Source organism: Pseudomonas sp. NPDC087342 (assembly GCF_044744265.1).
Classification (GTDB): Bacteria; Pseudomonadota; Gammaproteobacteria; order Pseudomonadales; family Pseudomonadaceae; genus Aquipseudomonas; species Aquipseudomonas nunensis.
Genome location: NZ_JBIUXZ010000044.1, coordinates 1 through 13770, shown reverse-complemented (window position 1 = coordinate 13770; position 13770 = coordinate 1). Strand labels below are relative to the sequence as shown.

The window sequence follows — 13770 nt, the reverse complement described above, 5'->3', positions numbered from 1 at the left end:
TGAAGCCGAGGCAATGCCTTTCCCCAATGAAGAAACAACACCGCCCGTGACGAATATGTAGCGCGTCATGAAAAACCCTAGAAGTCTGCGTTAAAGCGGTCCGAGCCGCCGGGGAAAGCGAAGGAAGGCCGAAGCCCCCGATCACCTGCATTAATCACAGTGCATCTTTCAAAAAAACCGCCGCGTTGGGACAGACCGGGAGATGAAACACCGGTGCGTTGCTCGCTACACATTTTTTGGAATCGCCCAGCAAAGACTGCTTGGTAATCGGCAACTCCTGCAATTCAGGCGAATCCACAGAAGTTGTATCAAGAAGGGAGCGTAGTCTACCGGAAAGCCCCTTTCAGCTCAAACCTTGATCTTCGCTCGGCGGCTGCCAATGTAAATCCCAGCCCTCCCGCGCGCTGCCATTCAACCCCCGCAACCCCGCCACCGCCAGCAATTGCTCGCCGCGATAGAGCAGCGGCAATCTGCCACGGGCAAATGACGGTACACCGCGTTCATTAAGCAAACGCTTCAGGTCGCGGTGGCCGCGCTCAGGCAAATTCATGATTTCACCGCCTTCACGATAGCGGATATGCAGCGGGCCATCGGGGATCGGGCCGATCAACGAGAGCAGGCCGTTATCGAGCAACGCCAGCGACAACGTGGGATCAGCCCAACGCCCGACCACCGGCGGCGTGCGCAGCCATGCACCGGACAGCCACCAGATACGCCCGTTCGCGCGATGCAATTCACCCTCCGCCAGTCGCCAGATAGGACGGGCATCGCCGGTGGCATCGCGAAGATCTTGCCAACCCGACCAATGGTCGCTGTCGGGCAAACGCGTCCGGGTCGCCAACCAATGGCTCAAGGCATTGCGCTGACGAGCGGCAGAGAGCTTGTCCAATGACGCCAGCTCCAGCGACGGCAAGCCCAGCCAATCGAAATCACTGCGGCGACCCGCCGCTTCCAGATCGATCTGCGCCAACTCATCGAGCAGTCCTTGGGCTTCGCGTAGATGCGCCGCGCTGCGGGCCATGGTCGCTTGCGCTTGCGGCCAACGCTCGGTCAACACAGGGAACACCTGGTGCCGCAGATAATTGCGCGAAAATTGCCGATCCTCATTCGAGGGATCTTCTATCCAGCTCAATTGGTGCTCGGCGGCATAAGCCTCGAGTTCCGCGCGGGTGACATCCAACAGCGGTCGAAGCAAATGCCCCTGCCCCAATGCCCGCTCACTCGGCATGCCCGACAACCCTCGCACCCCGGCCCCGCGCAATAGTCGAAACAGCAGAGTTTCTGCCTGATCGTCACGGTGCTGGGCGGTCAGCAGTACTTCATTGGCTTGAGTGCACTTGATGAAGGCGCCATAACGCGCATCCCGGGCGGCACGCTCAAGGCTGGCGCCTGACTGAACCTGGACGCGTACAACCTCGAGCGGCACACCCAGCGCATCACAGACTGACTGACAATGCGCTGGCCACGCATCGGCCGCAGCCTGAAGACCATGGTGAACATGGATAGCGCTGAGTGCCGGCAGGGATTGGGTTTTGGCGAGGTGTGCGAGAAGGTGCAGCAGGACAGTGGAGTCGAGACCACCGGAGAAAGCGATGCGCCAGGTGGTGGCGGTGCGCCAAGGGGCAAGATTCAGCAAAAGCCTGGCAGTTAGATCAATTTTCGGAGGATTCATAGACGTCTATCGCTTCACGTAAACCCAATGTGGGAGCGAGCCTGCTCGCGAAGGCTGGGTAACATCCAACACATTTGTTGAATGTTATACCGCTTTCGCGAGCAGGCTCGCTCCCACAATGGTTTTGCGTCGTTTGCCGAAGCAGCGTTAGATCAGAGACCGTAGCTCATCAGACGCTCGTAACGACGGGCCAGCAGCGCTTCGTTGTCGAACTTCTTCAGCATCGCCAGTTGCGAGCTCAGCTCGGCACGGATCGATGCCGCAGCAGCAGCCGGGTCGCGATGAGCGCCGCCCAACGGCTCGCCGATTACTTTGTCGACGATGCCCAGGCCTTTCAGGCGCTCAGCGGTGATGCCCATGGCTTCAGCGGCATCCGGGGCCTTCTCGGCGGTTTTCCACAGGATCGATGCGCAACCTTCCGGCGAAATCACCGCGTAGGTCGAGTACTGCAGCATGTTCAACTGATCGCAAACACCGATCGCCAATGCACCACCGGAACCACCCTCACCGATAACGGTGGCGATGATCGGGGTCTTCAGGCGTGCCATGACGCGCAGGTTCCAGGCAATCGCTTCGCTCTGGTTGCGCTCTTCGGCGTCGATACCTGGGTAAGCACCCGGGGTGTCGATGAAGGTCAGGATCGGCATTTTGAAGCGTTCGGCCATTTCCATCAGGCGGCAAGCCTTGCGGTAGCCTTCCGGACGCGGCATGCCGAAGTTGCGGCGAACTTTCTCGCGCACTTCACGGCCTTTCTGGTGACCGATGATCATCACCGGCTGGTCGTCCAGGCGGGCGATGCCACCGACGATGGCAGCGTCGTCGGAGAAGTGACGGTCGCCGTGCAGTTCATCGAACTCGGTAAAGATGTGTTCGATGTAGTCCAGGGTGTATGGACGTTTCGGGTGACGCGCCAGACGCGCGATCTGCCAGCTGGTCAGCTTGCCGAAGATGTCTTCGGTCAAGGTGCTGCTTTTGTCCTGCAGGCGGGAGATCTCATCGCCGATATTCAGCGAATTGTCATTACCGACCAAGCGCAACTCTTCGATCTTGGCTTGCAGGTCGGCGATCGGCTGTTCGAAATCTAGAAAATTCGGGTTCATAGGCGTCCGTCTTGGGTCGACATCCAAGAGAGCTTGGGCCGGCCGGTTGTCTATTCGCGCCCTACCTTAAGGGAGAGGCGCGTTCAGGTCGAGATTAAAAATTCAGGTCAAGATCAGGGCCATTCAAAGACACCTGACCGTCAACGGTATTGGAGGAAGACGTTGTCTCGCCCGAACTGGTCACGCAGGGCTTGAATCAAGGCATCCGCCGGGTCGATCCGCCAGGTTTCGCCGAACTGCAGCAAGGCCTTCGCATCAGGACTGGTGTACTCCATGGTGATCGGGCACGCGCCGCGGTGACGCTTGAACAGCTCACCGAGCCAGCGTAGCTGATCGCCTTTCAAATCCTTGGTGTGCAGCTTCAAGCGCAGGCTTTCGGCCAGATTGGTGCGCGCATCTTCCATGCTCATCACCCGCTTGACCCGCAGTCGCAAGCCACCGGAGAAGTCATCGTTGCTGACTTCGCCTTCAACCACCACCATCGCGTCAGTCTGCAACAGCGACTGCGCGGAATGGAACGCCTCGGCGAACAGCGACGCTTCGATCCGGCCAGAGCGGTCGTCGAGGGTAATGAAACCCATCTTGTCGCCCTTTTTGTTCTTCATCACCCGCAACGCGATGATCATACCTGCGACCGTCTGCGTATCCCGCGCCGGTTTCAGGTCGATGATGCGCTGGCGAGCGAAACGGCGGATTTCGCCTTCGTATTCGTCAATCGGGTGACCGGTCAGGTAGAGGCCCAAGGTGTCTTTCTCGCCTTTCAGGCGTTCCTTGAGCGTCAGTTCCTTGGCCTTGCGGTGATTGGCGTAGACATCGGCGTCTTCTTCGACGAACAGGCCGCCAAACAGGTCGACGTGTCCACTGTCTTTGGTACGCAGGGTCTGCTCGGCGGCTTTGATCGCCCCTTCCATGGCGTTCAGCAGGACCGCGCGGTTGCGGTCGATGTTGGCCTGATAGGCCTTCTGCTCGTCATGGAAGTACGGACCGAGACGGTCCAGCGCGCCGCTGCGGATCAAACCGTCCAGGGTGCGCTTGTTGATGCGTTTGAGGTCGACACGGGCGCAGAAGTCGAACAGATCCTTGAACGGACCGGCCTGACGCGCCTCGGTGATGGCTTCAACGGGACCTTCGCCCACCCCCTTGATCGCGCCGAGGCCGTAGATAATCCGGCCTTCCTCGTTCACCGTGAACTTGAACTCCGAAGTATTCACATCCGGCGCGTCGAGACGCAGCTTCATGGTGCGAATTTCTTCGATCAAGGTCACGACCTTGTCGGTGTTGTGCATATCCGCCGACAGTACCGCGGCCATGAACGGCGCCGGGTAGTGGGTTTTCAGCCATGCCGTCTGGTAAGACACCAGACCGTAAGCGGCGGAGTGAGACTTGTTGAAGCCGTAACCGGCGAATTTCTCTACCAGGTCGAAAATGTTACCGGCAAGGTCGGCGTCGATATTGTTGGTGGCGCAACCTTCAATGAAACCGCCGCGCTGCTTGGCCATTTCTTCGGGTTTTTTCTTACCCATGGCCCGACGCAGCATGTCCGCACCGCCGAGGGTGTAACCGGCCATGACCTGGGCAATCTGCATCACCTGTTCTTGATACAGGATGATGCCGTAAGTCGGTGCCAATACTGGCTTGAGGCCTTCGTACTGGTAGTCTGAGTGCGGGTACGCCAGTTCGGCGCGACCGTGCTTACGGTTGATAAAGTCGTCCACCATGCCCGATTGCAGCGGGCCCGGACGGAACAGGGCCACGAGTGCGATCAAGTCTTCCAGGCAGTCGGGCTTGAGCTTTTTGATCAGCTCCTTCATACCCCGGGACTCGAGCTGGAACACCGCGGTGGTTTCAGCTTTTTGCAACAGCGTGTAAGTCGGTTTGTCGTCCAGCGGGATGAACGCGATATCCAGCGGCGGCTGATCGACCTTGGCGCGATCACGGTTGATGGTTTTCAGCGCCCAGTCGATGACCGTCAGGGTCCGCAGGCCGAGGAAGTCGAACTTCACCAGACCGGCAGCCTCGACGTCGTCCTTGTCGAACTGGGTTACCAGGCCATCACCGGCCTCGTCGCAATAGATCGGCGAGAAGTCAGTCAGTTTGGTCGGTGCGATAACCACACCACCGGCGTGCTTGCCGACGTTACGCACAACGCCTTCGAGCTTGCGGGCCATCTCCCAGATTTCCGCGGCCTCTTCATCGACCTTGATGAAGTCGCGCAGGATTTCTTCCTGCTCGTAGGCTTTTTCCAGGGTCATGCCGACTTCGAACGGAATCATCTTCGACAGACGATCCGCCAAACCGTAGGACTTGCCCTGCACCCGCGCCACGTCGCGGACCACAGCCTTGGCGGCCATGGAACCGAAGGTGATGATCTGGCTTACCGCGTTGCGACCGTACTTTTCGGCCACGTATTCAATAACCCGGTCACGACCATCCATGCAGAAGTCGACGTCGAAGTCGGGCATCGATACCCGTTCCGGGTTTAGGAACCGTTCGAACAGCAGGTCATATTCCAGCGGATCGAGGTCGGTGATCTTCTGCACATAGGCCACCAGCGACCCGGCACCCGACCCCCGGCCCGGACCTACCGGCACGCCGTTGCTCTTGGCCCACTGGATAAAGTCCATAACGATCAGGAAGTAACCGGGGAAACCCATCTGGATAATGATATCCAGCTCGAAATTCAGCCGGTCGACGTAGACCTGGCGCTTGGCTTCGTAATCTTCGGTGGTGTCTTTGGGCAACAGGACGCTGAGGCGATCTTCCAGGCCATCGAAGGATACCTTGCGGAAATACTCGTCGATGGTCATGCCATCGGGGATCGGGAAGTTGGGCAGGAAGTGCTTGCCCAGCTTCACTTCGATATTGCAGCGCTTGGCAATCTCGACGGTGTTTTCCAGCGCCTCGGGAATGTCGCTGAACAGCTCGGCCATTTCCTCGGCGCTTTTGAGGTATTGCTGGTCGCTGTAATTCTTCGAGCGCCGCGGATCGTCGAGGGCGCGGCCTTCACCGATGCAAACGCGGGTTTCGTGGGCTTCGAAGTCTTCCTGCTTGATGAATCGTACGTCGTTGGTCGCTACCAACGGCGCGCCGATCTTCTCGGCCAGGGCCACGGCGCCGTGCAATTGTTCTTCGTCATTGGGACGGTTGGTGCGCTGGATTTCCAGATAGAAGCGATCCGGGAACACTGCCATCCATTCACGGGCCAGGGTTTCCGCTTCTGCCGGGTTGCCGCCGAGCATGGCCAGGCCGATCTCGCCCTCTTTTGCCGCCGACAGCATGATCAAGCCTTCGCTGGCTTCGGCCACCCACTCACGCTCGATGATGATCGAGCCATTGCGCTGACCATCAATGAAGCCGCGCGAGATCAGTTCGGTAAGGTTGCGATAACCCACGGCGTTCATCGCCAACAGGCTGATCCGGCTCAACGGGTTGTCCGGATCCTTGTTCGACAGCCACAGGTCGGCGCCGCAGATCGGCTTGATGCCCGCGCCCATGGAGGCTTTATAGAATTTGACCAGGGAACACATGTTGTTCTGGTCAGTGACCGCCACGGCAGGCATGTTCATGCCGACCAGGGTCTTGACCAGCGGTTTGATCCGCACCAGACCGTCGACCAGGGAATATTCAGTGTGCAGGCGTAGGTGAACGAATGAAGCCGGCATAGTGATCCTGTCTAGAAACGTGAAGACAACAAGGCCCGGAAATCCGGCGTTTAAAGCTACTACGCTTGGTAATCCAGCGTTAAACGGCAACTCGAAATGCTCATTGACTAACGTCAACTCCGCTTTCTCGCTGCCGTTCGCCTTGTCTTACCTGCGCTCGTGACGCTTTAAATCGCCGGATTGTACCGGGCCTTGAGTAAAACATCAGCCTTGCGACTAACTCTCGATCAGGTTTTCCCGCGCCTCGTAGGCCAGGCGAACCGGGGCGAAGGAGCGCCGGTGAATCGGTGTTGGCCCCAGGCGAGCCAGAGCTTCCAGATGAACGGGGGTCGGGTAGCCTTTGTGGCCGCCGATCCCATAACCTGGGTAAATCAATTCGAAAGCAGCCATTTCACGGTCGCGACTGACCTTAGCCAGAATCGAGGCCGCAGCGATGGCCGGTACCTTGCCGTCGCCCTGCACCACCGCTTCGGCGCGCATGGATAGTTTCGGGCAGCGGTTGCCGTCGATCATCGCCAGTTTGGGCTGAATGTGCAGGCCCTCGATGGCGCGCTGCATGGCCAGCATGGTGGCATGCAGAATGTTCAGCTCGTCGATTTCCTCGACTTCGGCGCGAGCGATATGCCAGCTCAGGGCCTTCTCGCAGATTTCGTCGTAGAGCTTTTCGCGGCGCGCTTCGGTGAGCTTCTTCGAGTCGTTCAAGCCGAGGATCGGCCGATTCGGGTCGAGAATTACCGCAGCCGTGACCACGGCGCCGCACAACGGGCCGCGACCGACTTCATCGACGCCGGCAACCAAGTCTTCCACTTCAGCGACCAAGGTGAAATCCAGCCCCATTTGCATGCTTGTTTTACTCATTGTACTTGGCCGATCAGTTTCAGCACGGCATCTGCCGCCTGGTTGGAGGCGTCCAGATGCAAGGTGCGGTGGATTTCATCGAAGCCGCGGGTCTGTTCTTCACCGCCCTCGATCAGCGGCGACAAGGTCTGGGCCAGGGCTTCGACCGTCGCATCGTCCTGCAACAATTCGGGCACCAGCAGCCTTTGGGCCAGCAGATTCGGCAGCGAGACGTAGGGACTTTTCACCATGCGCTTGAGAATCCAGAACGTCAGCGGCGCCAGACGATAAGCGACGACCATCGGCCGCTTGTACAACAACGCTTCAAGCGTAGCGGTTCCGGAGGCGATCAATACCGCGTCGCAGGCCGCCAGGGCCAGATGGGATTTGCCGTCGAGCAAGGTCAGCGGCAGATCGCGGCCAGCCAGCAACTCTTCGAGCTGGGCCCGGCGCTCAGGGCTAGCGCAGGGCATGACGAACCGCACGCCGGGGCGCAGGGCACGCAGGCGCTGGGCGGTATCGAGGAACAACGCACCGAGGCGCCCTACTTCGCCGCCACGACTGCCCGGCATCAGCGCCACCAGTGGACCGTCAGGCAAGCCCAACTCGGCCCGCGCCGCAGCGCGATCAGCCTGCAGAGGAATGGCATCGGCCAGGGAGTGCCCGACGAACCGCACCGGCACGCCTTTCTCTTCGTAGAATTTGGCTTCGAACGGGAACAGCGTCAGCATCAGGTCGCAGCCTTCGCGAATCTTCAGCACCCGCTTTTGCCGCCAGGCCCAGACCGACGGGCTGACGTAATGCACGGTCTTGATCCCGGCCTGACGCAGCTTGAGTTCGATATTGAGGTTGAAGTCCGGGGCATCGATACCGATGAACGCGTCTGGCTTCTCGGCAATCAGGTCGGCGATCAGCTTCTTGCGCCGGGCCATTAGCTCTCGCAGCCGGCCCAGTACTTCCACCAGGCCCATGACCGAAAGCCGTTCCATCGGGAAGTAGGAGGTCAGGCCTTCAGCCTGCATCAGCGGGCCGCCAACGCCAATGAACTCCACCGCAGGATGCTGTGCCTTGAGTGCACGCATCAGACCCGCGCCCAGAATGTCACCGGAAGCCTCACCCGCTACCAGCGCAATACGCAGATTAGCCATGATTAACGGGTGATGCCGCGGGTCGAACACTGGATAGAGTCACGGAACACTGCGACTTCCGGGAACTGTGCCGAGGGCTCGGCCAGTTCGGCGAGCGCTTGCTCGACCGTCAGCCCTTGGCGATAAACCACCTTGTAGGCGCGGCGCAGGGCGTGAATCGCGTCTTCGCTGAAACCACGACGGCGCATGCCTTCGAAGTTCATGCTTCGGGCTTCGGCAGGGTTACCGAATACCGTGACGTACGCGGGGACGTCCTTGCCAATGGCGGTGCCCATACCGGAAAAGCTGTGGGCGCCGATGTGGCAATACTGGTGAACCAGGGTGAAACCGGACAGGATCGCCCAATCTTCAACGTGCACATGGCCGGCCAACGCGGTGTTGTTGACCAGGATGCAGTGGTTGCCAATAACGCTGTCGTGACCGATGTGGGCATAGGCCATGATCAGGTTGTGATCACCCAAGGTAGTTTCCGAACGGTCCTGCACGGTGCCACGGTGAATCGTCACACCTTCACGGATGATGTTGTGATCACCAATGACCAGGCGGGTTTCTTCGCCTTTGTATTTCAGATCGGGCGTGTCCTCACCTACCGAGGAAAACTGGTAGATGCGGTTGTGCTTACCGATTCGGGTCGGGCCCTTGAGAATCACATGCGGCCCAATCACTGTCCCCTCGCCGATTTCCACACCTGCGCCGACGATCGACCAAGGGCCGACTTCGACACCCTCAGCCAGTACGGCCGTCGGATCGATGATTGCGCGAGGGTCAATCAAACTCATAGTTTGCGTTCCGCGCAGATGATTTCAGCGGAGCAGACTGGCTTGCCGTCGACCGAGGCCTGGCATTCGAACTTCCAGATCTGGCGCTTGCAGCTGATGAAGCGGGCTTCGAGGATCAACTGATCGCCTGGGGTGACAGGCTGGCGAAAACGCAGCTTGTCGGAGCCGACGAAGTAATAAAGCGTGCCGTCGGCAGGCTTCACGTCGAGCATTTTGAAACCAAGGATACCGGCAGCCTGAGCCATCGCTTCGATGATCAGTACGCCCGGCATGATTGGATGCGCAGGGAAGTGACCATTGAAGAACGGTTCGTTGATGCTGACATTCTTGTAGGCGCGAATGCGCTTGCCTTCCACGTCCAGTTCCACAACCCGGTCCACCAGCAGGAACGGGTAACGGTGAGGCAGGTATTCGCGAATCTCGTTGATGTCCATCATTTCGGGGGGAAGCCTATGTAAAGATTGGGAGCGCGCGACTGAAGCGCACCCCTCTAGCAAATCAAGGAGGCAGTCTAGCGGCTGTGCACACTTGATATGGAAATGGTATCAGCCATCTGATGAAGCATTACCGCCAGGGGTCACTTCCCCTACTCGCTTTTCCAGCTGTCGCAGACGTCGCGCGATGTCATCGAGCTGACGGATGCGTGCCGCGCTTTTGCGCCACTCGGCAGCCGGTTGCATGGCTGTACCGGAAGAATAGGAGCCCGGCTCGGTAATCGAGTGGGTCACCATGGTCATTCCGGTCAGGAAAACGTTGTCGCAAATCTCGATATGCCCCACCAGCCCAACACCGCCGGCCAGCATGCAATGCTTGCCGATCTTGGTGCTGCCGGAGATCCCCACGCACGCTGCCATGGCGGTGTGATCACCGACCTGGACGTTATGGGCGATCTGAATCTGATTGTCGAGCTTCACACCATTGCCAAGAACGGTATCGGCCAGCGCACCACGGTCGATGGCGGTATTCACGCCAATCTCCACATCGTCACCGACCAGCACACCGCCAATCTGGGCGATTTTCTGCCAGACACCTTTCTCGTTGGCAAAACCGAAACCTTCACCACCGAGTACGGCACCCGATTGAATCACTACTCGTTTGCCAATGCGCACGTCGTGGTACAGCGTGACCCGCGGAGCCAGCCAACCGCCCTCGCCAATCTCGCTACGCGCACCGATGAAGCAATGCGCCCCTACGGTCACGCCCGCAGCAATACGCGCACCGCTCTCGATCACCGCAAACGCACCAATGCTCGCCGCCGGGTCCACCACCGCATCCGCTGCCACTACCGCTGTCGGATGAATACCGGCAGCAGCCTTCGGCTTGGGATCGAAAAGATGGGAAACACGGGCGTAAGCCAGGTACGGATCCGGCACGACCAACGCATTACCGGCGAAACCTTCAGCGTCAGCAGCCTTGAGTAACAAGGCTGCGGCTTTGCTGTCCGGCAGGTATTTACGGTATTGAGGGTTTGCCAGAAAGCTCAACTGAGCTGGGCCAGCCTCTTGCAAAGTGGCTAGCCCAGTAATTTCTTTCTCCGGGTCGCCACGTAGGGTGGCGCCGAGGAACTCGGCCAATTGGCCGAGCTTTATAGTCGCTGTCATGGATTACTTCAGCTGATTCATGCGCTCGATAACCTGGCGGGTGATGTCGTATTGAGGCTTGACATCAATCACTGCGCCACGCTCGAAGACCAGGTCAAAAGCACCTTTCTTGATGACTTCTTCCACAGCGCTGTCCAGTTTCGGCTTGAGCTGCTTCAGCATTTCACGGTCGGCAACGGCTTTGGCTTCGTTCAATTCCTTGGACTGGAACTGGAAGTCGCGGGCCTTTTGCTTGAATTCAAGCTCCAGACGCTCGCGTTCGCCTTGCTGCATCTTGTCGCCACCGGCTACCAGACGATCCTGGATACCTTTGGCACTGCTTTCGAGGGTTTTCAGCTTGGTCAGTTGCGGACCGAACTTCTTCTCGGCATCCACGGCGTACTTCTTGGCCGCGTCGGATTCCAGCAGAGCCATCTGATAGTTCAGAACGGCGATTTTCATGTCGGCAAAAGCCGGGCCTGCTACCAGTACGGTCGCCAGGAGAACCAATTGAGTCAACTTACGCACGATGCACTCCTACAAAATCCATTGTCGTTATCTTGGGTCAGACGCTTAGAACGTCTGGCCGAGGGAGAATTGGAACACTTGAGTTTCAGCGTCATCCGGTTTCTTGATCGGCATGGCCAACGCGAAGCTCAGAGGGCCCAGTGCGGTAACCCAGGTCACGCCTACACCGACGGAGCTGGCCATGTTGGTCAGGCTGATGTCGTTGCACTTTGTTTGAGAGCTCGAGCCAACAGTGGCGTTCGTCGTTTTCTCGCACGTGGAATCAAATACGTTACCCACATCCCAGAATACCGAAGTGCGCAGGGAACGCTGATCCTTGACGAATGGCAGCGGGAACAGCAACTCGACACCACCCTGGATCAGGACGTTACCACCGAACGGCAGTGGATCCTGGTCCGGGTCGGCCAGCGTACCGGCGTTGCCTGTTACACCTTGACCACGGCTAGGAGTACTGCGTGGACCCAAGGTACTGTCCTTGAAGCCACGAACCGAGTTGAAACCACCAGCATAGTAGTTTTCATAGAACGGCAAGCCGTCGGTCGAACCATAACCATCGCCATAACCCAGTTCGGTGTGCAGACGCATGGTGTAGTTTTCGCTCAGTGGCTGGAACAACTGGCCACGGTAGTCGAGCTTGAAGAACGACAGGTCACTGCCCGGGGTCGTGGTTTCCAGAGTCAGGCTCTGGGAATGACCACGGGTCGCCAGCACACCTTTGTTCAGGGTCGACTCGGACCAGCCGGCCGACGCCTTGAAGTTCAGGTAGCTGTCGCCTTCCTTGTTAACGAAGTCGAAAATCTCGTCGACGGTATATACGCCCGTCTTGATCTTGTCTTGTTGCGCTGTCAGGCCGAAGGTCAGGCGCGACGTCTCGCTGATCGGGTAGCCGACGCTGACGCCAGCACCCAGGCTGTCTACCGCATAGCTTGCTACGTCGACGTCGAGGTCTTTGTAGTCAGTGGTGCGATAGAAAGCATTGTAACCAAGGCTCACACCGTCAGCAGTCCAGTACGGGTCGACATAACCGAAGTTATAACGGCTCTGGTATTCGCTTCGGGTCAGACCGATGCTGACCCTGTTACCGGTACCCAGGAAGTTGTTCTGGGTGATCGAACCACCGAGGATCAGACCGGCACTCTGGGCGAAACCGACACTCGCGGTAATCGAACCGGAGGCTTGTTCTTCAACGCTGTAGTTCACGTCAACCTGGTCATCCACGCCCGGTACGGCCGGGGTCTCGACGTTGACTTCCTTGAAGAAGCCCAGACGATCAAGACGGGTCTTGGATTGGTCGATCAGGTAAGTCGAAGCCCAACCACCTTCCATCTGACGCATTTCACGACGCAGCACTTCGTCTTCGGACTTGGTGTTGCCACGGAAGTTGATACGGTTCACGTAGGCACGCTTGCCCGGATCGACTGCGAAGGTGATGTCTACGGTGTGATCGTCATCGTGCGGCTGAGGCACGCCGTTAACGTTGGCGAAGGTGTAACCCTCGTTACCGAGACGACGGGTGATCAGTTCGGAAGTGGTGGTCATCAGCTTGCGCGAGAACACCTGGCCTTTCTGAACCAGCAGCAGGGACTTGACCTGGTCTTCAGGCACTTTCAGGTCGCCGCTGAGCTTCACGTCACGAACGGTGTACTTCTCGCCTTCGTTGACGTTGACCGTGATGTAGACGTGTTTCTTGTCCGGGGTGATGGACACCTGGGTCGAAGCGATATCCATGTTGATATAGCCGCGGTCCAGGTAGTAGGAGCGCAGACGCTCCAGGTCACCGGAGAGTTTCTCACGAGCATACTTGTCATCGTTCTTGAAGAACGACAGCCAGTTGGTGGTCTTGAGTTCGAACAGGTCGATCAGGTCGTCATCAGGGAAGACGGTGTTACCCACCACGTTGATGTGCTGGATAGCAGCAACGGTGCCTTCGTTGATGTTGACCTTCAACGCAACGCGGTTACGCGGCTGCGCCACCACTTCGGTGTCGACGGTCGCCGAGTAGCGACCCTGAGCGACATACTGGCGCTGCAGTTCGTTACGCACACCTTCAAGGGTGGCGCGCTGGAAGATCTCGCCTTCGGAGAGACCGGATTGCTTGAGGCCCTTCATCAGGTCTTCAGTGGAGATGGCCTTGTTACCTTCGATCTCGATACTGGCGACCGACGGCCGCTCGACTACCGTGATAACGAGGACATTGCCTTCGCGACCCAGCTGGATATCTTGAAAGAACCCGGTTTTGAACAACGCACGAGTGGATTCCACCAGGCGACGATCATCCGCCTGTTCACCGACGTTCAACGGCAAGGCACCAAAGACACTACCCGCGGAGACCCGCTGGAGGCCATTGACGCGAATATCAGAGATAGTGAAGGACTCGGCGTGAACTTCGGCGATCATCAATACGGTGAGAACCGCAGTTAGCAGCAGACGTTTCATGAAGTCCTTTCTTATTCCAACTGGCAAG

11 protein-coding genes are annotated in these 13770 nt (G+C 58.5%); all 11 read right to left on the bottom strand.

The window, feature by feature from the left end:
* A partial coding sequence (locus ACIOYV_RS32955; protein ID WP_373690405.1) for a hypothetical protein occupies nt 1–69 on the bottom strand: 69 nt, incomplete at its 3' end.
* Nucleotides 70–343: 274 nt separating this feature from the next.
* On the bottom strand, nt 344–1672 hold the full coding sequence (gene tilS, locus ACIOYV_RS32950) for a tRNA lysidine(34) synthetase TilS (RefSeq protein ID WP_401330626.1): 1329 nt from the start codon (nt 1670–1672) through the stop codon (nt 344–346).
* 152 nt (nt 1673–1824) lie between these two features.
* Nucleotides 1825–2772: an acetyl-CoA carboxylase carboxyltransferase subunit alpha gene (locus ACIOYV_RS32945; protein WP_010462799.1), complete on the bottom strand. Its 948-nt coding sequence runs from the start codon at nt 2770–2772 to the stop codon at nt 1825–1827.
* Nucleotides 2773–2912: 140 nt separating this feature from the next.
* A complete protein-coding gene (gene dnaE / locus ACIOYV_RS32940) occupies nt 2913–6434 on the bottom strand; it encodes a DNA polymerase III subunit alpha (RefSeq protein ID WP_054047170.1) in 3522 nt (1173 codons plus the stop codon).
* A gap of 216 nt (nt 6435–6650) precedes the next feature.
* Entirely contained in the window at nt 6651–7277 is a 627-nt protein-coding gene (rnhB, locus tag ACIOYV_RS32935) for a ribonuclease HII (RefSeq protein WP_054047172.1), read from the bottom strand.
* Between the two features lie 11 nt (nt 7278–7288).
* Nucleotides 7289–8419, bottom strand: coding sequence for a lipid-A-disaccharide synthase (gene lpxB, locus ACIOYV_RS32930; RefSeq protein WP_401330623.1), 1131 nt, complete (start codon nt 8417–8419; stop codon nt 7289–7291).
* A gap of 2 nt (nt 8420–8421) precedes the next feature.
* Nucleotides 8422–9198: an acyl-ACP--UDP-N-acetylglucosamine O-acyltransferase gene (gene lpxA, locus ACIOYV_RS32925; protein WP_401330620.1), complete on the bottom strand. Its 777-nt coding sequence runs from the start codon at nt 9196–9198 to the stop codon at nt 8422–8424.
* Nucleotides 9195–9635, bottom strand: a complete 441-nt coding sequence (fabZ, locus tag ACIOYV_RS32920; protein WP_017336708.1) for a 3-hydroxyacyl-ACP dehydratase FabZ — start codon at nt 9633–9635, stop codon at nt 9195–9197. Before fabZ ends, lpxA begins: the two co-directional genes overlap by 4 nt.
* Nucleotides 9636–9743: 108 nt before the next feature.
* Nucleotides 9744–10799, bottom strand: coding sequence for a UDP-3-O-(3-hydroxymyristoyl)glucosamine N-acyltransferase (lpxD, locus tag ACIOYV_RS32915; protein ID WP_401330616.1), 1056 nt, complete (start codon nt 10797–10799; stop codon nt 9744–9746).
* A gap of 3 nt (nt 10800–10802) precedes the next feature.
* On the bottom strand, nt 10803–11306 hold the full coding sequence (locus tag ACIOYV_RS32910) for an OmpH family outer membrane protein (protein WP_054047181.1): 504 nt from the start codon (nt 11304–11306) through the stop codon (nt 10803–10805).
* A 45-nt stretch (nt 11307–11351) separates the two neighbouring features.
* On the bottom strand, nt 11352–13742 hold the full coding sequence (bamA, locus tag ACIOYV_RS32905) for an outer membrane protein assembly factor BamA (RefSeq protein ID WP_401330613.1): 2391 nt from the start codon (nt 13740–13742) through the stop codon (nt 11352–11354).
* Nucleotides 13743–13770: the final 28 nt, after the last annotated feature.